This is a genomic window from Streptomyces fulvoviolaceus (assembly GCF_000718165.1).
Classification (GTDB): Bacteria; Actinomycetota; Actinomycetes; order Streptomycetales; family Streptomycetaceae; genus Streptomyces; species Streptomyces fulvoviolaceus.
Genome location: NZ_JOEY01000027.1, coordinates 132,705 through 153,921, shown reverse-complemented (window position 1 = coordinate 153,921; position 21,217 = coordinate 132,705). Strand labels below are relative to the sequence as shown.

Annotated in this window: 15 protein-coding genes; 5 read left to right on the top strand and 10 right to left on the bottom strand. The window is 69.4% G+C overall.

Annotation, left to right across the window (positions count from 1 at the left end; genetic code table 11):
* From IG08_RS0128445 to IG08_RS0128430, 4 genes are all read right to left on the bottom strand, one after another.
* The coding region (locus tag IG08_RS0128445) for a carbohydrate-binding domain-containing protein (protein ID WP_030608376.1) at positions 1-1,790 on the bottom strand (1,790 nt) is incomplete at its 3' end.
* Positions 1,787-2,578: a VTC domain-containing protein gene (locus IG08_RS0128440; protein ID WP_030608374.1), complete on the bottom strand. Its 792-nt coding sequence runs from the start codon at positions 2,576-2,578 to the stop codon at positions 1,787-1,789. The genes IG08_RS0128440 and IG08_RS0128445, both read right to left, overlap by 4 nt.
* A complete protein-coding gene (locus tag IG08_RS0128435; protein WP_234342994.1) occupies positions 2,575-3,186 on the bottom strand; it encodes a DUF4956 domain-containing protein in 612 nt (203 codons plus the stop codon). Before IG08_RS0128435 ends, IG08_RS0128440 begins: the two co-directional genes overlap by 4 nt.
* A gap of 111 nt (positions 3,187-3,297) precedes the next feature.
* Complete coding sequence (locus IG08_RS0128430; protein WP_158812291.1) at positions 3,298-3,948, bottom strand: hypothetical protein; 651 nt, start codon at positions 3,946-3,948, stop codon at positions 3,298-3,300.
* Positions 3,949-4,148: 200 nt separating this feature from the next.
* Between IG08_RS0128430 and IG08_RS0128425 the strand changes: the two genes are divergently transcribed.
* Both IG08_RS0128425 and IG08_RS0128420 read left to right on the top strand, forming a co-directional pair.
* Positions 4,149-5,642 carry a polysaccharide pyruvyl transferase family protein gene (locus tag IG08_RS0128425; RefSeq protein WP_030608366.1) on the top strand — a complete coding sequence of 498 codons (1,494 nt, stop codon included), beginning with the start codon at positions 4,149-4,151 and terminating at the stop codon, positions 5,640-5,642.
* 109 nt (positions 5,643-5,751) lie between these two features.
* A complete protein-coding gene (locus tag IG08_RS0128420) occupies positions 5,752-8,721 on the top strand; it encodes an FG-GAP repeat domain-containing protein (RefSeq protein WP_030608364.1) in 2,970 nt (989 codons plus the stop codon).
* A gap of 72 nt (positions 8,722-8,793) precedes the next feature.
* Here IG08_RS0128420 and IG08_RS0128415 read toward each other — a convergent pair whose 3' ends face one another.
* The 3 genes from IG08_RS0128415 to aspS all read right to left on the bottom strand — a co-directional run bounded on the left by IG08_RS0128415 (position 8,794) and on the right by aspS (position 12,774).
* On the bottom strand, positions 8,794-9,717 hold the full coding sequence (locus IG08_RS0128415) for an intradiol ring-cleavage dioxygenase (RefSeq protein ID WP_030608361.1): 924 nt from the start codon (positions 9,715-9,717) through the stop codon (positions 8,794-8,796).
* A 181-nt stretch (positions 9,718-9,898) separates the two neighbouring features.
* On the bottom strand, positions 9,899-10,855 hold the full coding sequence (locus IG08_RS0128410; protein WP_030608358.1) for an intradiol ring-cleavage dioxygenase: 957 nt from the start codon (positions 10,853-10,855) through the stop codon (positions 9,899-9,901).
* A 155-nt stretch (positions 10,856-11,010) separates the two neighbouring features.
* Positions 11,011-12,774, bottom strand: coding sequence for an aspartate--tRNA ligase (gene aspS / locus IG08_RS0128405; RefSeq protein ID WP_030608355.1), 1,764 nt, complete (start codon positions 12,772-12,774; stop codon positions 11,011-11,013).
* A 163-nt stretch (positions 12,775-12,937) separates the two neighbouring features.
* Between aspS and IG08_RS0128400 the strand changes: the two genes are divergently transcribed.
* Positions 12,938-15,085: a SpoIIE family protein phosphatase gene (locus IG08_RS0128400; RefSeq protein ID WP_030608352.1), complete on the top strand. Its 2,148-nt coding sequence runs from the start codon at positions 12,938-12,940 to the stop codon at positions 15,083-15,085.
* Here the strand turns inward: IG08_RS0128400 and IG08_RS0128395 are convergent.
* The 3 genes from IG08_RS0128395 to IG08_RS0128385 all read right to left on the bottom strand — a co-directional run bounded on the left by IG08_RS0128395 (position 15,034) and on the right by IG08_RS0128385 (position 18,191).
* Positions 15,034-16,113, bottom strand: coding sequence for an AI-2E family transporter (locus IG08_RS0128395; RefSeq protein WP_052424918.1), 1,080 nt, complete (start codon positions 16,111-16,113; stop codon positions 15,034-15,036). The two genes, IG08_RS0128400 and IG08_RS0128395, sit on opposite strands and share 52 nt — an antisense overlap.
* A 507-nt stretch (positions 16,114-16,620) precedes the next feature.
* Entirely contained in the window at positions 16,621-17,592 is a 972-nt protein-coding gene (locus IG08_RS0128390; RefSeq protein WP_030608346.1) for a pirin family protein, read from the bottom strand.
* Positions 17,593-17,714: 122 nt separating this feature from the next.
* Positions 17,715-18,191, bottom strand: coding sequence for an SseB family protein (locus tag IG08_RS0128385; protein WP_030608342.1), 477 nt, complete (start codon positions 18,189-18,191; stop codon positions 17,715-17,717).
* Between the two features lie 168 nt (positions 18,192-18,359).
* On the opposite strand from IG08_RS0128385, the gene IG08_RS0128380 reads away from it, so the two are divergent.
* Both IG08_RS0128380 and IG08_RS0128375 read left to right on the top strand, forming a co-directional pair.
* Entirely contained in the window at positions 18,360-19,226 is an 867-nt protein-coding gene (locus tag IG08_RS0128380) for an intradiol ring-cleavage dioxygenase (protein ID WP_030608339.1), read from the top strand.
* 142 nt (positions 19,227-19,368) lie between these two features.
* Complete coding sequence (locus IG08_RS0128375; RefSeq protein ID WP_030608337.1) at positions 19,369-21,195, top strand: acyl-CoA dehydrogenase; 1,827 nt, start codon at positions 19,369-19,371, stop codon at positions 21,193-21,195.
* Positions 21,196-21,217: the final 22 nt, after the last annotated feature.

The following is a 21,217-nucleotide window of genomic DNA, read 5'->3' as shown; positions in this document are numbered from 1 at the left end:
CCCCCGAACCCACCGCCCTCCGGAGCCTCCCCCGCCGTCACCGTCGCGATCTTCTCCGCCGAGCCGAGCTTGCCCGACTCCGCGAGACCGCCGGTGTCGGAGCCGGAGGTGCTGCCGCCCGCGTAGACGGTGTACTCCTCGCCGTTCTCGATGCCCTCGCCCGAGTACACGACGTTCTGGATGGTCTTCGAGGTGACGTACGACGCGACGACCTTCCCGTCGGAGTCGACGATGTGCAGGGTCGTGCCCGCGTCGACGGACGAGTCGAGCGTCGCCGAGAGCCAGCCCTGCTCGGACTCCTCGTCCGGGGCGACGATCATGCTGGCGCTGCCCGAGGCGAGGACCACACCGCCGCTCACCGTGAAGCTGCCGTTGACGTCGAGGGCGCCGTTGCCGCCCCGCTGGGGGCCGTTGACGACGAGCGTGCCGCCGGTGATCTCGGCGGTGCCGTTGGAGTCGAAGCCGTCGCCCTCGGCGTTGAGGACGAGGGTGCCGCCGGTGATCTTCAACGAGTAGTCGCCGACGTTCTCGCCACCGCCGCCGGGGCCGCCTCCTCCTCCGGGGCCGCCTCCTTGAGTGTCCGAAGTCGCCTCGCTCCCCGACGCGTTGACCCCGTCGTCGTTCGACGTGACCGTCGACGAGCCGCCGCGGACCAGGATGTCCTTGCCCTCCAGCCCCTCGTTCGCCGTCGTGATCTCCAACTCGCCCTTGCTGATGACCAGATCGCCCTCGGCGTGCACCCCGTCGTCACCGGCGGCGAGGGTGACGTCCGCGCCGTTGAAGTGGACGGCCGCTTCGCCGTGGACGGCGTCGGCGGAGGAGTCGACGGCGGCCGCTCCGCCCTCCAGTACGGCGATCACGCCCGCCTTGAGGCCGTGGGCCGAGGAGTCGTCGGTGGCCTTGCTGCTGACGTCCACCTTGCCGCCGGTGACCACGAGATCGGTGGCCGCGTCTATGCCGTCGCCCGCGCTGCTCACCTTCACCGTGCCGCCGCCCACCGCGATGTAACCGGCGTCCGCGTCCTCGGAGTTGTCGGACTTCAGCCCGTCGCCCTTGGCGGTGACGCTGAGCGTGCCGCCCTCCACGACCAGGTAGTCCTTGCCGCGGATGCCGTCGTCGGCGGCGTCGACGGTGACCGTGCCGGAGGCGATGACCAGGCCGTCCGTACTGGCGATCCCGTCGTTTCCGTTGCCGTGCACAGTGAGCGAGCCGTCGCCCGCCACCGTCAGGTCGGCCGCGCTGTGGAGCGCTGCGTCGGCTTCCGCGTCCTCGGCGTAGGAGTCGGCGTCGGAGAGCGTGTTCTCGCTGCCGTCGGCCAGGACGATCGTGACCTCGTCCGCCTCGGTCGCCGCCAGAGCCGCGCCGGAGGGGTTCGACACCGACACCCCGTCGAGGATCAACGTGACTTTCTGGTCAGGGGCGTTGACGACGACCTGCCCGGTGAGCTTCCCGCTCAGCCGGTACGTCCCCGCGGAGCCGATGGTCACCGTGCCGTCGTCCGCCCGGGCCCCGTCGCCGTCGACGGTGGCGGAGTCGCCGTCGAGCGTGATGTCCACGGCGTCGTCCTCATCCCAGGACCCCTCGGTGTGCGCCTCCTTGTTGTCCGCCAGCACGGTCGCGGCGGACTGGCCGCCCTCGACGGCGGCAGCGGCCGTCGTACTCGAAGAACTCTCCGAGGACGAAGCGCCGTCGGAGGAGGAGTCCGAGGACGTGCATCCCGCCAGCGCCGCCGCGGCGAGCGCGGCGGAGGCGAGGGCGCCCACAACCGATCCAGTTGTTCTCGTCCTCATGCGGGACTCCCGTCGAGTGCGGTGGGAAAGTGGCGCCGCAGCACGGGCAGCCACCGGTGGGCGGGAAGGTCGGGGCGCAGGGCGGCGAGCCCGGTGCCGTACTTCGAGACCGGGCAGGGCCGGTGCCTGAGCGACCACATCAGCCGGTCGGCGCCGGACCCCGCCCGCCCGGACTTGGTCTCGACGATGGCGCGGTCCGGGGTGCGCAGGGCGGCGCTCCCGTCGGGCAGGGCCCAGCCCAGCCCGGTGTCGACGGTGAGCCGGCTGCCCGTGGCCGGGAGGAAGAGCGTGGTGCGCCGGTACGTCGTCGTCAGCGAGGGCACGAACCGGAAGCCGGCCGAGTCGATCCCGGCCCCGGTGAGCACGGCGTCCACGAACGCCCGGGCGTCGGCGCCGAGTTGGCCCGGGTCACCGTCGTAGGGCATCCGGTGCTTGACGGTCGTACCGCGCGGCCCCCGCGTCTTGACCTCGACGAAATCGAGACCGGAGTCGAGGTAGGTACGCACACGAACCTTGAAGCGTCTGCGGCGGCGCCGGGCCGCGCCCAGGTAGCCGTCGAGGTCCGGGGTGTCGAAGTAGAGGGACCGGTAGCGGAACTGCCGCCGGCCGTCGATCTCCAGGACCCGTACGTCCTCGTCCATGCCGCCGAACACGAACGGCAGGTCGACGACGGGCAGCATGTACTTCCGGTCCAGCCGGGTCAACAGCTCGGCGTGGGCGAGGAGTTCGTGGAGCCCGATGGGCCGGAGCGTGTCGACGGCCGTGCCGAGGGAGTCGAGCGTGGTCACGCCCGTACCTCCTGCTCGGTGGGCACACCGACGTCCTCGGCCCGCCGCGCGGCGGGGACGACGTACCGCACCTCGACCAGGGTGGTGTCGTTGACGAGGTCGATGTTCTTGACGGACAGGTTCACCACCCGCCCGCCGAGCAGCACTTCGAGGTGGGCGCGCAGGGCATCCTCGTCGGTGTGGGCGGAGTCGAGGCGCAGGCTGCGCTGCCGGTGGCGGGGGAAGAGGCGGGGGTGGTCGCCGACGTAGAGGGCGGCGACGATCAGCAGCGTCAGGCACGCGGTCAGGACGCTCACGCGGTGCGGGAGGCCGTTGAGCAGGCCGACGGCGAGGGCGGAGAAGTAGTACGCGATCTCGTGCTGGGCGATCTCGTACGACCGCAGCCGGATGATCGACAGCACCCCGAACAGGCCCATCCCCAGCCCGATCCCGACCGACGTCGAGCTCAGCGTCATCGACACCGCGAGCACTCCGACGTTCACCCCGAGGAAGGCCGTGACCAGGTCCCGGCGGTGGTGACGCGGGAAGTACACGCCGAAGGTGAGGAGGGAGATGGCGACGAGGTCGCAGGCGACCAGGAGGAGTTGGTTCACGGCCGTTGGGGTCATGACATGACGGTCGGACAGTGCCCTGTGAGGTCTCTGTGAGTTCCCTTAAGTGATTTTGAGAAGTAAAGAGACAGCATCATCAAGGTGAACCAGGAGCAAAGAGCCGCCGGTTCAGAACACGCCGTCGGCCACCAGCACCGCCTTCCACCAGGGCGAGCTGTACCAGCCGCCCGGAACCCGCCGACCGCCGACGACACCGCCGGGGTAGTAGTACGGCGTCGCCCCGCCCCGACGGTTGGAGACGGCGTACGTCCGGGCGTCGACCGTGACCCGCCCGTCCCGGGCGGTGACTTGGGCCGTACCGAGATCCGGCAGCGCGGGGCCGGGGTCGAGACCGAGGACGGTGCGGGCGCCGCGGACGTAGTACAGGCCCTCCAGGGCGGTCCGGGTCACCAAGCCGTACTCGGCGGCGTCGAGCTGCCCCTGCGCGGCGCGGTACCGCTCGCCCGCGTCGGCGAGGGCCTGCGCGGCGGCCTCGTCACCCGCGGCGTCGAGCGTGGCCAGACCGCCACCGAGCCGCTCGACCCAGCGCCGGGCCTCGGCGTGCGCGTCGAGGTCGGAGACGATGACGGGAGCCGGAGAGACAGGAACCGAAGCGGCAGCACCCTGCGTACCGGGCATACCCGATACGCCCGCCGCACCCGCCCGCCGCTGCGTCACGACCGCGAAGACCGCCCCGCCCACCAGCACCAGTGCGAGAAGCACCATGAACCCCATCGCTACCTCCAGCGTGTCGATCCGTCCCCGTACGTCCCATGACACGCCCCTCCACTGTGCGAAGGTGTCGAGCAGCCTGTGCGCCCGCTACGGGATCCCCATGACGGCGACGCAGCATCCCGTCAATCACCCGTGTGACTTTCACGCACTCTCTTCACTCTGCATTTACCTCCCTATAGGGTTTGTTCACTCATACGACCGACACGCGAACAGAAGCTCGGTCAAGTCGCCGTCCGAGGGGTGTCGTGAAGCAGATCCTGATCCGGTCCGGAAAGAGTCCGTTCCGTGTCGCCACCCCGACGGAGTTCGTCCAGCAGGACCTCATCGGGACGAACACCGGCAACCTGATCTTCAGCGACTCCGCCCACAAGATGCTGACGACGCCGGACACCGAGGTGACGTCCAACGGCATCCGCACGGACCACTCGGCCGAGCGCGCCGCGGAGATCAACGAGCGGTACGACGCCTTCGTCGTCCCGCTCGCCAACGCCTTCCGCCCGAGCTTCCAGGCCTCGCTGGACCGCCTGTCCACGCTGATCGAGCAGCTCAGGATCCCGGTGATCGTCTTCGGCGTGGGCGCACAGGCCCCCGACGACTACGACACCGAGCAGCTGGGCCCGCTCGCGGACTCGGTCAGGCGCTTCGCCCGCGCGGTCCTGGAGCGGTCGGCCTCCATCGGCGTCCGCGGTGAACTGACCGCGAGCTACCTCCGCGACCTCGGCTTCCACGACGTCGACATCATCGGCTGCCCGTCGATGTTCCTGCACGGCGACAGGTTCCCCGAGATCCGCGCCACGGAGCTCACCTCCTCCTCCCGCATCGCCCTGAACCTCTCCCCGGACGCGATCCCCGTCGGCGACATCTCGGGCATCGCCCGCCACGCCTGGGAGCGCTACCCGGACCTCACGTACTACGCGCAGAACCTGGTCGACGCGGAACTGCTGCTCTGGGGCGACACCACCCCCGAGTCGGGATACGACGACCCGTTCCCGCTCCAGCTCAGCCACGCGCTGCTGCAGGAGAACAAGGTGCGCATGCCGCTGGACCCGGCGACCTGGATCGACGAACTGCGCGGCTACGACTTCGCCTTCGGCACCCGGATCCACGGCAATGTCGCCGCCCTCCTGGCCGGCACCCCGAGCGTCGTCCTCACCCACGACTCGCGCACCCTCGAACTCTGCCGGTACTTCGACATCCCGCACCGCCCGCTCGCCGAGCTGAGCGGCGACACCGACCCGCGGGACCTGTACGAGGGCGCCGACTTCTCGGCGATGATCAAGGGCCACAGCGAACGCTTCGAGCGCATGGTCGCCTTCCTCGACCGCAACGGCCTGCAGAACGCCTACACCCACGGCGACGGCGGCGCCGCCTTCGACGCCCGCCTCGCCTCCCTCGACCTGCCCCCGTCGATGCCGGTCTGGGACGGCGAGGACGACGGCCAGATGCGGTACCGCATCAGCCGCCTCCGCGAGCGGATCACCGCGGCCGACGTGAAGGCCAGGGAACGGGCCACGAAGCAGGCCAAGGAGACGAAGGACCTGCGCGCCAAGCTGACGGCCGCGGAGCGGCGCGCCACCGACACCGCCGCCCAACTGGACGTCGTACGCCAGGAGTTGGCGGCCTCCCGCAAGCAGCTCGCCGCGGTGGAACGCCGTGTCACCGGTATCGAGAAGCGCGTCCTGGTCCGCCTGGGCCCGGCCCTGCGCCGCCGCACCCGCAAGTCCACGAGCAAGGACTGACTTCTGCCCGGGCTCCGGCCCACAGCACGACCCCGGACGGACACCCGCCCCTGGTAGCATCCGCCCACTTGTGCGAGGGCGGGGACCCTCGCGGGGGAGGGAACTTCACGTGGGCAGACACGCCCCGAGACGGGGCGGTCGTGCCGCGCTCGTCTCCACGCTCGCGGTCGCCGTGGCGGCCGGATCCATCACCTTGTTCTCCGGATCGAGGGACGGCGGCGGTGCCGCACAGGCGGCCGAGGCCGCCGGCACCACCGGGATCACACTCACCGATCCCAGCTCCACCACACCACGTCTCGACCGCCCGTACGCCGCGGGCGACAGCGGCTTCCTGCACCGGCAGACCGGTTTCACCGGCCTGCGGTGGACCGACTACACGACCGGTGACACCATCACCGTCGAGAACGCCGACGGCGTCTACACCCCGGGCACGGGCTGCACCTACATCGGCTCCGAATGCCGTACGGCCTGGTACGGCTCGGACAGCGACCTGGTCGCGCTGCCGACGACGGCGAACGACGCGTACGCCACCCTCTGGGACCCGGCGACGGCCACGTCCAAGAAGCTGAGCTGGAGCTCCAGCAACAACGGCTACTACCGGGCGCTCGCCGGGAACACGATCGTCACCACCTACTCCCTGATCGACAAGGTCGACGGCGCGTGGCGCACCCGCGAGGTGACCGGTGACCCGATGGGCGTGGGGAGCGAGGACGTCCTCGGCGCGGACTCCGCCGGCGGGCTCTGGTCGGCCGACACCGGCACGATCGCCTACATCGACGTCGAGTCGGCCGTGAACACCACCGTGTTCACCGACGCCACCTACGCCTCGAACTACGTCATGAGCGAGGACCGCATCGGCTGGTACCAGTCCGGCGCTGCCACGCTGCACCTGAAGTCCCGCACCGACCTCACCGCCGCCGAGCAGGTCGTCACGCTGCCCTCGAACCCCGGCACGCTCGACGGCGACCCGGTCCTGGTCGGCGACTGGCTGCTGCTGCCGCTGTCCTCCAGCTCGCTCGGCTCCAAGCTGCTCGCGGTCGACGTCACCGACCCCTCCGTGCAGCAGACCCTGCTGACGAGCGCCGGCGAGTACGCGCTGGAGACCGGCGACGGCACCGCGCTGGTCACCGGCGGCACCGACGCCACCGACTGGTGGGTGCAGCGCGTGAGCCAGGCCGAGGACGGCACACTGAAGCTGGAGAAGGTGCAGCAGTCCCCGGCGGTGGAGAACGCCAAGAAGGGCATCGCGCTCAGCCGCGGCAGCCTGCGTGTCGTCGAGGACGACCCGGACAAGGCCGCGGACACCACGTCCGTGCGCACCCTCACCACCAACGGCTCGACCGAGCTGACGGCGTCCGCCGCCACGGCCGGCGACTCGATCTCCGCCGAGTGCCCGTACGCCGACACGACCTGCTCCGCGTTGTGGGGCAACAGCGGCACGACCCCCAAGGACGTCTTCCTTCGCACGTTCTCCGACAGCGACGAGGGCGGCAGCGGTCTGGCGAACGCCGACCAGCTGGTCGGCGTGAGGGACGGCTCGTCCGACTCCACGCTCGACTTCGGCACCGAGGCCGGCGCGATCGTCGACATCTCCGACGACTACGCGGTCTACAACTCCGGCGGCTCGACACCGATGCAGTACGTCGCCGAGTTCGGCCAGGGCCAGCAGCTGAAGCGGTCCGTGCGCGCCGCCGCCCTGAACGGCCCCACCCTGTGGAGCGCCACCACCACCGCCGGCAAGCTCACCTCGTACAGCATCCCGCTGGGGACGACGCTCACCACGGTGACCGTCCCGGGCCTGGCCTGTGTGCCGAGCGAACTCCAGGCGGCGGGCCGCTGGGTGTACTGGGCCTGCGGGACGGACTCGGCGGGCGTGTACGACACCAAGGCCGGTACGTCGGCAGCGGTCACCCCCGGTGACGTGCTGCTCGGCGACGGCTTCACCGTGCGCCACGACCAGAGTGCGGGCACGCTGATCCTCACCGAGGCGGCCACCGGCACCACCCGGGTGATCGCCTCCGGCCTGCCCGACAAGGGCCTGACCGCGGACCGCCGGTACCGCTGGACCGTCGACGAGTACACCGGCCTGGTCGCCTGGTTCGACGACTACGAGCGCACCCACGTCACCACCACGGGCATCACCCCGTCCGCCGTGACCGCCTTCGAGACGTCGGCCGGCAACTACGTGGACACGGGCACGCCCTTCGAGGGCAGCTGGCTGCTGTCCCGCCCGGTCTCCTCCTGGTCGCTCACCTTCACCTCCGTCCAGAGCGGCGCGAACGGCAAGGCCACCCGCACGATCACCGGCTCCGCCGCCTCGGCCATGATGTCGGCGTCCTGGAACGGCAAGACGGCGAGCGGGAGTTACTTCCCCAACGGCTGGCTCAAGTGGACGCTGAAGGCGACCGGCCTCGGCACCGCCACGGCGAACACGGTCACCACCGGTGAGGCCTTCCTCCAGCGCGGAGCGGCGGTCCGGCGCGACTTCGTCAGCCCCGACGGCCCCGACGGACGCGGCGACCTGCTCACCCTCAACTCCTCCGGCGGCCTGACCTGGCACTCCGGCACCGGCACGGGCAAGTTCAGCGACAAGCGGACCGGCACCGGCTGGGCGACGTCGGTGAAGGCCGTGCCGTTCGGCGACCTGAGCGGCGACCGCTGCAACGACGTCCTCGTCCGCTACAGCAGCGGGGCACTGCGCCTGTACAAGCCGGGCTGCAACGCGGCGCTCAAGCCGTCGACGTCGTACACGACACTGGCGAGCAGCGGCTGGACGCAGTACGACGTCCTGACCGACGGCATCAGCGACCTGATCGCCCAGGACAAGGCCAACAACCTCTACCGCTACGACGGCAAGGGCAACGGCACCTTCGCGGCCCGCGTGAAGCTGTTCTCCAGCTGGGGCGGTTCGTACAACGTGGTCGTCGGTGTCGGTGACATCACCGACGACGGCAAGGCCGACCTCGTCTCCCGCGACACCAGCGGCAACGTGTGGCGCAACAGCGGGGACGGCAAGGGGTCGTTCGGATCGCGCACGAAGATCGCGACCGGCTGGAGCGGCTACAAGTCCCTTTCCTGAACAGGGAGTTCACAGGACGAAGCGCCCGGGGTGTGTTCACCCCGGGCGCCTTCATGTCTCGGTCCCGACGGCTCAGGTGCCGTCGTTCGTCACGTCCGGGTCGACGCCCATCGTGAGGGAGGCGTGGACACCCTTGGCGATGTTCTTCTTGTTGTACTTCAGCTTCAGCAGGCCGCCCGTGGTGCCGCTCTGGTCGTAGATCATGTCCTCGGTGAGCGTGGTCCGGGTGGTGGTGCTGGTGGAGTACGGGTCGACCTCGGCGGAGGCGAGCACGGACTCCTCGGAGAAGAACAGCTGGCCGGTGTGGCAGGTGTTGCCGCCCTCGTAACCGGCGTCGGTCCACTCGCCGCTGACGTGCACCTTGGTGTGGATGTGCACACAGCGGCCCTGGTACCAGCCCGGGAAGATCGTCTTGAAGGTGACGAGGCCGTGCTTGTCCGTCTTCCAGGTGCCCCGCAGATAGCGGGTGTCGCTGGTCGGCTCCTCGTGCCCGCCGCCACCGCCGGTGCCGCCGGAGGGCGCCCCGGACGGGGGCTCGCCGGTGGGGGTGCCGGAGGGAGCGTCCGTGGGGGCGGTGCCGCCGCCCTCGGAGAAGCTCTCGTAACCCGAGTAGAGGCCGAGCGCGTCACAGTGCCAGATGTCGACGGCCGCGTTGCGGATCGGCTTGCAGGTCTCGGAGTCGATCACCTTGAGGGTGAGGGTGAGCGGGATGCCCTCCTTGTCCTCGGTGATGTCCCGGCGGATCTTGTCGGCGTCGATGTAGTAAGGGCCCTCGGTGGTCTCCGAGGTGAGCTTGTAGCAGGCCTCCGAGCTACTGCTGCTCGCGCTCGCGGTCGCCGTGGCCGTGCCCGTCGTCTCGTCCGCGAAAGCGCCCGAGGCGGCCAGGGTGCCGCCCACACCCACGGCCACGGCGGCGCCCGCACCCGCGACGACGACCTTACGACGCGTCAGGTCGCGCTTGTGCTTCGGTTCCTGGTCAGTCTGGTTTCCCGTCATGACCAGCGAAGTTAGGTAAGGAGGCTGTCAGGGGCGTGGGAAAGCGCTGTGGCATGTTCAAAGGAAGGTAAAAGGCAAGCCTTGCCTTACTTCGGCCCTGGAGGGGCCCGGCCTCCCGACAGTGCAGGTCAGGAGGCCGAGGCCCGGGGGTCGGGGGTCGGGGGTCGGGGGTCGACTCAGGTCAGCTCGCCGAAGCGGACGGAGACGGCGACGCACTCTCCTGCGGCGGGGTGTCCTGACCGTCGTTCGCCGCCTCCGGGTCCACGCCGACGGTGATCGAGCCGCGGACGCCCTTCGCGATGTCGTCCTTGCGGTACCTCAGCTTGAGCAAGCCGCCCGGGACACCGCTGCCGTCGTAGATCGTGTCCTCGTCGAGCGTGGTGCGCTCGGCCGTGTTGGACACGTACGGCTCCACGACCGCCGAGGCCAGGACCGACTCCTCGTCGAAGAAGAACTGGCCGGTGTGGCAGGTGTTGCCGCCCTCGTAACCGGCGTCGGTCCACTCGCCGTTGACGTGCACCTTGACATGGATGTGGACGGTACGACCCCGGTACCAGCCCGGGAACACCGTCTTGAAGGTGACGAACCCGTGCCGGTCCGTCCGCCAGGTCCCGCGCAGATAGCGGGTGTCGTCGGTCGGCTCCGTGTGGCCACCGCCCGGGGGCGGCCCGGTCGGCACGTCGGTGGGGGTGCCGGTCGGAGTGTCGGTGGGCGTTCCCGTCGGGGCCGGGCCGCCGCCCCCGTTGCCCATGTCCTCGTAGCCGGAGTAGACGCCCACCGCGTCGCAGTGCCAGATGTCGACGGCCGCCTTGCGGATCGACTTGCAGGTCTCGTTGTCGATCACCTTGATCCGGAGGAGGAACGGGATACCCGGCTTGTCCTCGGTGACGTCCCGGCGGAGCTTGTCCGCGTCGATGTAGTACGGGCCCTCGGTGGTCTCCGAGGTCAGCACATAGCAGTCCTCGGCGGCCACCGGCGCATGTCTCTTCTGCCCGGGTTCCTCGGTGAGGGCGTTCGCCGCGAAGGCGCTGCCGCCCAGACCCACCGCCGCGACCGCTCCGGCGCCCACCGCGACGACCCTACGGCGCGTCACATCCCGTACGTCTGTGGCCTCTTGAGGCTGGTGATTCGCTGTCATGCGGCTGGAAGTTAGGTAAGAAGTCTGTCAGCGAGCTAGGAAAACGGCCCCTTTTCCGCGCGCATGCGAAAGGGACTTGAAATCGTCCGTCGATTTCAAGTCCCTTTGCGATCAGCCGAGTTGAAAGGCTTGCCTTACTTCGCTCGCGCGGCCCGCTACTTCGGCTGCGGCTTCCGCACCGACAGGTGCAGCTCCCTCAGCCGCGCCTCCTCCAGCTCCGTCGGCGCGCCCATCATCAGGTCCTGGGCGTTGCCGTTGAGCGGGAAGGCGATGGTCTCGCGGATGTTCGGCTCGTCGGCCAGCAGCATCACGATGCGGTCGACACCGGGGGCGATCCCGCCGTGCGGCGGGGCGCCGAAGCGGAACGCACGCAGCATGCCGGCGAACTTCTCCTCGACGGTCTCGCGGTCGTAGCCCGCGATCTCGAAGGCCTTGAGCATGATCTCCGGCTCGTGGTTCCGGATCGCGCCGGAGGACAGCTCGACGCCGTTGCAGACGATGTCGTACTGCCAGCCGAGGATGTCCAGCGGGTCCTGGGTCTCCAGGGCCTCCAGACCGCCCTGCGGCATGGAGAACGGGTTGTGCGAGAAGTCGATCGCGCCGGTGTCCTCGTCCTTCTCGTACATCGGGAAGTCGACGATCCAGCAGAACCGGAAGACGCCCTCCTCGAAGTGCCCGGCACGCTTGGCGGTCTCGACCCGCACCGCGCCCATGATCTTCGAGACCTCGTCGAACTCGCCCGCGCCGAAGAAGACGGCGTGACCGGGGGCCAGGGAGAGCCGCTTGGTGAGCTCGGCGACGTTCTCCTCGGTGAGGAACTTCGCGATCGGGCCGGTCAGCGAACCGTCCTCGGCGACCCGCACCCAGGCCAGGCCCTTCGCGCCCAGCGTCACGGCGAAGTCGCCGAGCTGGTCGAAGAACTTGCGGGACTGGCCGGCGACGTCCGGCACCGGCAGCGCGCGCACGTGCTTGCCGGCGAACGCCTTGAACTCCGAGCCCTCGAAGACGTCGGTGATGTCGACGAGCTCCAGCTGGGCCCGCAGATCCGGCTTGTCGGAGCCGTACTTCAGCATCGCCTCACGGAACGGGATCCGCGGGAACGGCGAGGTGACGTGACGGCCGCCCCCGAACTCCTCGAACAGCTCCGTCATCAGCTTCTCGATCGGCTGGAAGACGTCCTCCTGCTCGACGAAGGACATCTCCACGTCGAGCTGGTAGAACTCGCCCGGCGAACGGTCCGCACGCGCGTCCTCGTCACGGAAACAGGGCGCGATCTGGAAGTACCGGTCGAAGCCCGAGATCATCAGCAGCTGCTTGAACTGCTGCGGCGCCTGGGGGAGGGCGTAGAACTTGCCCGGGTTCAGGCGCGACGGCACGACGAAGTCACGCGCGCCCTCGGGGGAGGTCGCGGACAGGATCGGCGTGGCCATCTCGTTGAACCCGAGGGCCGTCATCTTGTGACGAATGGCGCTGATCACCGACGTACGCAGCAGGATGTTGCGGTGCATACGCTCGCGCCGCAGGTCCAGGAAGCGGTACTCCAGGCGCCGCTCCTCGTTGACCCCGTCCTCGGCGTTGATCGTGAACGGCAGCGGGGCGGCCGCGCCGAGCAGCTCGACCTCGCCGACCTCGACCTCGATCTCACCGGAAGGCAGGTCCGGGTTCACGTTCTCGGTGCCGCGGGAGACGACCTTGCCGTCGATGCGGACCGTCGACTCCTTGGTGACCTTGTCGAGGGCCTCGTACGCGGGGGTGCCGGGACGGGCGACGAGCTGCGTGATGCCGTAGTGATCGCGCAGATCGATGAAGAGGATGCCGCCCAGGTCGCGCCGATTGTGCAGCCAGCCACTCAGCCGGACGTCGGTGCCGACGTCAGAGGCGCGGAGCTCGCCGCAGGTGTGGGACCTGTACCGATGCATCGTCGTTCATCCAGCCTTCGCAGATCGGGGTTGTTTCACGTGAAACTCTCCCAAGGGTACCGGGCACCCCAACATCGGCTCCCCACCATTAATGGCCGGTGATCAGTCACAAAGAATCGGTGATCAGTGGCCGTGAGGGCTCACCTCTTCTTAAAGTGGGGCAATGCGCACTGGTGAGCCCCTGCCCGCCGTGGGGGATGTCCTCACCGCCCTCGCGACCGGCATCTGGCACTGGGACACGGCCGCCGAGCTGGTCACGGTGAACGCCGAGGCGGCCCGTCTCCTGGGGCTGCCCGCCGCGGAGACGGCCCTCACGGAGGCCCAGGCACGCTCCCGTATGCACCCCGTCGACTGGAACGAGATCACCGGAGTCGTCCAGCTCGCCGTCGCCGAGGGCACCCTCGCCGAGGTGCGGATCAGGATCATGGACGAGCGGGGCCGGGTGATCCGCACCGTACGCAGCCGCTCCAAGCCGTCCTACGACGCGGAGCGACGGACCTTCCTGCTGACCGGCACCCTCCAGGAGGTCACCGAACCGGTGCCCGGCACCCCCGCCGGACGCACCGCGGTCACCGGCGACTGGCGGCGCTCCCGCGAGGCCTTCCTGCTGGACGCGGGCCGCGCCCTGGCCGAGGCCCGCTCGACCGCCGAGGTCCTGCGCGTGGCCGCGGGCCTCTCCATGCCCGGCTTCACCCCCGACGGCCTGGCCGTCTTCGGCGTCGAGGGCGACCGCCTCACGATCATCGGCCACCACGGCCAGCAGCCCGGCGACGAGGGCCCCTTCTCCCACATGTCCCTGGCCACGGACTACCCCGCCGCCGAGGTCGTCCGCACCGGCCGCGCCGTCTACCTCTCCTCCCCCGAGACCTACAAGACCCGCTACCCCGTCACCTGGCCCCTCGCCCAGCACTTCGGCCGCCAGTCCTGGGCCTTCCTGCCGCTGACGGTCGCCGGCCGCACGATGGGCGCGTGGATGGCGGCCTTCACCTACCCGGTCGCCTTCACCCCGGACGAGCGCTCGGTCCTGACCACGGTCGCCCGGATGCTGGCCCAGGCCCTGTCCCGGGCCGGGGTCGCGGAGTCGGAACGCGAGCTCACGGACGGCCTCCAGCGCTCGATGCTCCCCCACCTCGGCCCCGAGATACCGGGCATGAGCATCGCCGCCCGCTACGTCCCCACCGGCGGCGGCCTCCAGGTCGGCGGCGACTGGTACGACATGATCCCCCTGCCCGGCGGCCGCTTCGCCCTGGTCATCGGTGACGTCCAGGGCCACGACGTACGCGCGGCGGGCCTGATGGGCCAGCTCCGCATCGCCCTGCGCGCCTACGCCTCCGAGGGCCACCGCCCGGACGCCGTCCTCTCCCGCGCGTCGCGCTTCCTGCACGGCATGACGTACGACGATCCCGACGCCGCCGACCTCCGCTTCGCGACCTGCCTGTACGTCGAGGTCGACCCCACGACCGGCGTCCTGGACGTCGCCCGCGCCGGCCACCCCGACCCGGCGGTCCGCATGGCCGACGGCACGGTCCTGATCCGCCGCACGGACGGCGGCCTCCCCCTCGGCATCGACCCGGACGCCGACTACCCGACCACCCGGATCGCCCTCGAACCCGGCGAGACCATGTTGATCTGCACCGACGGCCTGATCGAGACCGGCGGCCACGACATAGAGACCGGCTGGAAGCGCATCCGCACGATCCTCGAGACCCACGACGGCGACCTGGAGTCCCTCGCCGACGCCCTGGTCCAGGCCGTCCACGGCCCCTCCTCCCACCACACCACCGGCCCGCTGGCCGACCGCCGCGAGGACGACATAGCCGTCCTGCTGCTGTGCCGGGAGGGGGAGGGCTGTGGCTGCGGAGACGCCGTGGCGGTACGGCCCACCGTGCGCCGCACGATGCTGTCGGTGGCCCAGGCGGAACCGGAGCGGGTGGCGGTGGCGCGCCAGCAGCTGCGCGAGCTCCTGCACGACTGGGCCTCGCCGGACCAGGTCGACTCGGCGGTCCTGCTCCTCTCCGAGACGCTGACGAACGTACTGGTCCACACCGACGCGGACGCGTTGTTGCTGGCAGAGGTGCGGGGCGAGCCGGGCGACCGCCGGATGCGCGTCGAGGTCACGGACACCAGCGACGACCTCCCGCACAAGCGCAGACCCGGCGAACTGGCGTCCTCCGGCCGGGGCTTGATGCTGATCGAACTCCTCGCGGACCTGTGGGGGGTGGATCCGCGGGGCGAGGGCAAGAGCATCTGGTTCGAGCTCTACGAGACCTCGGTGGAGCCCTCGGCAGAGCCCTCGGTGGAGGTGGAATAGCGGGTCCGCAGCTCGTGCAGGACCCCGAACGCGGCGGCGGTCAGCGGCACGGCGAGCAGCATCCCGAGAATCCCGGCGACGGAGGCCCCCGCGGTGATGGCCAGCATGACCACGGCCGGGTGCATCTGCACGGTCCGGCTCTGGATCATGGGCTGCAGTACGTGCCCTTCCAGCACCTGCACGGCGAGGACGACGCCGAGCGCCCAGAGGGCGATCACGACCCCCCGGTCGGCCAGCGCGACCAATACGGCCACGGCACCGGAGACGAAGGCACCGAGGTAGGGGATATAGGCCCCGACGAACACGAGGGCCCCGAGCCCCACGGCCCCCGGAACACGGAGGACGAGCAGCCCGACGGTGATGCAGAAGGCGTCGATGAGGGCGATGACGGTGGTGCCCCGCATGAACCCTTCAACGCCCTCGAAGGCCCGCCGCGCCATGGCCTCAAGGGTGTCGCCGCTCGCCCCCGGAGCGATGCCGCGGAGGGTGCCGGCGGCTTTGTGCGAGTCCCGCAAGAAGAAGAAAACAAGGAGCAGCGCCAGCACGGCCATGGCGATGGTCTCGCCGACGACACTGACGCCGCTGATGACACCCGAGGCAGCGGTCCCCCCGAACTTGCTGAGCAGTTCCTTCGCATTCGACGCAAGGTCGTCCAGCGAGGTCCCGGCGGCCCCGAAGTGATCGGCGAGCGAGTTCGCGGCCTGCTTGAGCGAGTCGAGGATCTCGTCACCGGTGTCGATGAGCGCGGCGACGACGATGTACACGGCCCCACCGACGACGGCCAGCACAGCAACACACGTCAGCCCGGCGGCAACCGACCGATTGACCCTCGCCTTGACAAGCCGCCCGTACAACGGCCTGAGCAACGCGGTCCCGAGCAACGCGAGCAGCACGGGCGTAACGGCGGTCCTGAACTCCACGCACAGCCGGATCCCGACGTAGACGACTCCGGCGACCAGGAGGGTGACGGCGCACCAGGCGGCGAGGCGGCGGATGGGGTCGGGGAGCAGGGGTTGCGGTGCGGGCACGCTCTCATCTGGCCATATGCCGGGTTTGATGTCGCGCTGGGGAGCTCCGAAAGAGGGGGCCTGTGTGCAGAATCGACGCTTCTGGCAAGCCTTCGGATGAACACCCTTAATGCGAACGCGAGTTGCCCTTTCGCCTGCCTGGGTTTCCGGTCGAGATCAGTGACTTCGTATGTGCGGCGACAGGCGCCCGCGTACGGAGGCTGACCATGCCGGACGGAACGTACTGGTTCCCAGCTGTCGATGTGTGCAAGAACCTGGGCTGCACGCACGTCGGATCCACACTGCGGAACGTTGCCGACACAACCAACTTCACGGAGGACATCCACACGGTGGCCGCGCACCCGGCGCCGGCACTGCTGCACGGTGGCGCCGACTACGGCGTGGAGGAGATCGCCGTCTGCTCTACGTGCTGCCGTAACCCAGTAGCACCGAAGCCAGACAGGCCCGAAGCCGCAAAACCAAGTTGCGGCTTCAAGCACTGTCGTACGGTGACGGCCCTCACGAGGCCTAGAGGCCACCCTCCGACATCCCGTGCACCGCAGGCACCGTCCCCAGCCGCCCCTTCTGGAAATCGTCGAACGCCTGCTGGAGTTCCTCACGGGTGTTCATCACGAAGGGACCGTAGTGGGCCATCGGCTCACGGATCGGCTGCCCGCCCAGGAGTACGACCTCCAGGTCGGGCGTATGCGAGTCCTGCTTCTCGTCCGCGCGGACCGTCAGCGAGGAACCCGCACCGAAGACGGCGGTCTGGCCGAGGTGGATCGGACGGCGCTCCCCGCCCACCGCGCCCCGCCCCGCCAGCACGTACGCGAGCCCGTTGAAGTCCTCGCGCCACGGCAGCGTGATCTCCGCTCCCGGCGCCAGCGTCGCGTGGATCATGGTGATCGGGGTGTGCGTGACACCGGGACCCTCGTGGCCGTCCAGCTCACCGGCGATGACACGGAGCAGCGCGCCGCCGTCGGGGGTGCTGAGCAGCTGGACGTTGCCGCCGCGGATGTCCTGGTAGCGCGGGGCCATCATCTTGTCCTTGGCCGGGAGGTTCACCCACAGCTGGAGACCGTGGAAGAGGCCTCCGGACATGACGAGGGACTCCGGCGGGGCCTCGATGTGGAGCAGGCCGCTGCCGGCCGTCATCCACTGAGTGTCGCCGTTGGTGATGGTGCCGCCGCCACCCTGGCTGTCCTGGTGGTCGAAGATCCCGTCGATGATGTACGTGACGGTCTCGAAGCCCCGGTGCGGATGCCAGGGGGTGCCTTTCGGTTCCCCGGCACCGTAGTCCACCTCGCCCATCTGATCCATCATGATGAACGGATCCAGATGCCGGTAGTTGATCCCGGCGAACGCACGGCGCACCGGGAAGCCCTCACCCTCGAAACCGCTCGGCGCGGTCGTGACGGCGAGTACGGGACGGGCCACGGCGTCGGCCGGGGCCGCCACACGGGGAAGCGTCAGCGGGTTCTCGACGGTCACTGCAGGCATGTCGGTACCTCCTTGGTGCGTCCAGTTTAGTTGAGCATTGAACTTTCTGCCACCCTCAACGGCAAAAGCCCGGAGGGCATTCCCTCCGGGCTCTCGGTTCCCCCGCACCAGCTGTCTGCGGGCTAACCGCCGTACATCCGCCGCATCGCGAACTCGACCATCTGCTCCACGGCCTTGGCGTCGAAGACCATGCGGTGCTCGCCCTCCATGTCGAGGACGAAGCCGTAGCCGGTCGGGAGCAGGTCGATCACCTCGGCGCCGGTGATGACGAAGTACTTGGACTCCTTGCCCGCGTACCGGCGCAGCTCCTTGAGCGAGGTGAACATCGGGATCACCGGCTGCTGGGTGTTGTGCAGGGCGAGGAAGCCGGGGTTGTCGCCGCGCGGGCAGTAGACCTTCGAGGTCGCGAAGACCTGCTGGAAGTCCTCCGCGGACATCTGCCCGGTGGTGAAGGCCCGCACCGCGTCCGCGACCGAGGGCGGGGACGGCTCGGGGTAGAGCGGTGGCTGCTGGCCGTAGCCGCCGGACATGGGCTGCTGCGGCGGGACGTAGCCCTGCTGTGCGGCGCCACCGTCCATGGGCTGGCCGTATCCATACATGGGCGCAAGAGTACCGAGAGGAGGGGTACGAGTGAGGCGGTACGTCGGCTCAGATGTTCCACGGGGAGTTCACAGGTACCGCTCTGGTTTCGCACAGTGGGTGGCCATAGCGTCCGCCGCATCAAAGAAATGCCACGGAACGGCAAAGCGAAAGCAAGGGGACGGGCCATGAGCGGGCACCACCACCACGACAACGACGAGATGCACGAGCACGACAGGGGTCTGTCCTACGACCTTCCCGTCCTCGCCCGCCGCAGGATGATCCGGCTGCTCGCCGGGGCGAGCCTGGTGCCGCTGGTCGGCTGTTCCGCCGAGGACAGTGACAGCGCCGCCGCGGCCTCCGAGAGCTCCTCGTCCGCAGGCAGCTCCTCCACCGGCAGCTCCTCCACCGGCAGCTCCACGGAGTGCGCCACCATCCCCAACGAGACCGCCGGCCCCTACCCCGGCGACGGCTCGAACGGCGTGAACGTCCTCAAGGAGAGCGGCGTCGTCCGCAGTGACATCACGAAGAGCTTCGGCGACTCCGCGGGCGGCACCGCCGAGGGCATCCCGCTGACCGTCACGCTCACGGTCGTGGACGCGGCCTCCGGCTGCGGAACCCCGAAGAAGGGCGCGGCCGTCTACCTCTGGCACTGCGACCGGGACGGCAACTACTCCCTGTACTCGGAGGGCGTCACCGAGGAGAACTACCTGCGGGGTGTCCAGGAGACCGACGACAAGGGCCAGGTCACCTTCACCAGCATCTTCCCGGCCTGCTACACGGGCCGCTGGCCGCACATCCACTTCGAGGTCTACGGCAGCCTGGAGGACGCCACCGCGGCCACCTCCATCACGAACACCTCGCAGCTGGCCTTCCCCAAGGACGTCTGCGACACGGTGTACGCGACGGACGGTTACAGCCAGAGCGTGACGAACCTCGGGCAGCTCTCCCTGGAGACGGACAACATCTTCAGCGACGGCTACGACCAGCAGCTGGCGACGATGAAGGGGAGTGTCGACGCGGGCTACACCGCCACGCTGACGGTTCCGGTGTGACGTGTCGGTGTGTCCTGTCACAGATGGCCGGATCGGGCTTGCGTCTTATTACTGGCGGGTAGCATCATCGTAGCTACTTGTTGGTATGTGAACTAGCGCGAGGAACCAAGTGCCTCGCCGATCTCTCTACGGAGCCGTCGCCATGGGGCACTACAAGTCCAATCTCCGCGACATCGAGTTCAACCTCTTCGAAGTACTCGGGCGCGACAAGCTGTACGGCACCGGCCCGTTCGAGGAGATGGACGTCGAGACCGCGAAGAGCATCCTCGAGGAGCTGACCCGGCTCGCGGAGAACGAGCTGGCCGAGTCCTTCGCGGACGCCGACCGCAACCCGCCGGTCTTCGACCCGGAGACGAACACCGCGCCCGTGCCCGCGTCCTTCAAGAAGAGCTACAAGGCCTTCATGGACTCGGAGTACTGGCGCCTCGGCCTCCCCGAGGAGATCGGCGGCACCACCTCCCCGCGCTCCCTGATCTGGGCGTACGCGGAGCTGCTGCTCGGCGCCAACCCGGCCGTGTGGATGTACGCCTCCGGCCCGGCGTTCGCCGGCATCCTCTTCGACGAGGGCAACGACGTACAGAAGAAGATCGCCCAGATCGCCGTGGAGCGGACCTGGGGCTCGACCATGGTGCTCACCGAGCCCGACGCGGGCTCGGACGTCGGCGCCGGCCGCACCAAGGCGGTCCAGCAGGAGGACGGCTCCTGGCACATCGAGGGCGTGAAGCGCTTCATCACGTCCGGTGAGCACGACATGGAGGAGAACATCCTCCACTACGTCCTCGCCCGCCCCGAGGGCCACGGCCCCGGCACCAAGGGCCTGTCCCTCTTCCTCGTCCCGAAGTACCTCTTCGACTTCGAGACCGGTGAGCTGGGCGAGCGCAACGGCGCCTACGCGACGAACGTCGAGCACAAGATGGGCCTCAAGGCGTCCAACACCTGCGAGATGACCTTCGGCGACCAGCACCCCGCCAAGGGCTGGCTGATCGGCGACAAGCACGACGGCATCCGCCAGATGTTCCGCATCATCGAGTTCGCCCGGATGATGGTCGGCACGAAGGCCATCTCGACGCTGTCGACCGGCTACCTCAACGCCCTCGAGTACGCCAAGGAGCGCGTCCAGGGCTCCGACCTCGCGGCCTTCGGCGACAAGACCGCGCCCAAGGTCACCATCACGCACCACCCGGACGTCCGCCGCTCGCTGATCACGCAGAAGGCGTACGCCGAGGGCATGCGCGCCCTCGTCCTGCACACCGCGTCGATCCAGGACGAGATCCAGGTCAAGGAGGCGGCCGGCGAGGACTTCTCCGCGCTGGAGGCCATGAACGACCTGCTCCTGCCGATCGTGAAGGGCTACGGCTCCGAGAAGGGCTACGAGCAGCTCGCCCAGTCGCTGCAGACCTTCGGCGGCTCCGGCTTCCTGCAGGAGTACCCGATCGAGCAGTACATCCGCGACGCCAAGATCGACACCCTGTACGAGGGCACCACCGCGATCCAGGGCCAGGACTTCTTCTTCCGGAAGATCGTCCGCAACCAGGGCGCGGCCCTCAACTCCCTCGCCGAGGACATCAAGAAGTTCCTGGCGCTGGGCACCGGCGGCGAGGACCTGGCGGGCGCCCGCGAGCACCTGGCCAAGGCGGCCGTCGAGCTGGAGGCCATCGTCGGCCTGATGCTGACCGACCTCGCGGCCACCGAGCAGGACGTCAAGAACATCTACAAGGTGGGCCTCAACACCACCCGCCTGCTGATGGCCTCCGGTGACGTCGTCGTCGGCTACCTGCTCCTCAAGGGTGCCGCGGTCGCCGCCGAGAAGCTGGAGACGGCCTCCGCGAAGGACAAGGCGTTCTACACCGGCAAGATCGCGGCGGCGAAGTTCTTCGCGGCCAACGTCCTGCCCGGCCTGACCCTGGCCCGCAAGGTCGCCGAGGGCGTCGAGCTGGACCTGATGGAGCTGGACGAGGCGGCGTTCTAGGACGCGTCAGACCGCTGTCCGA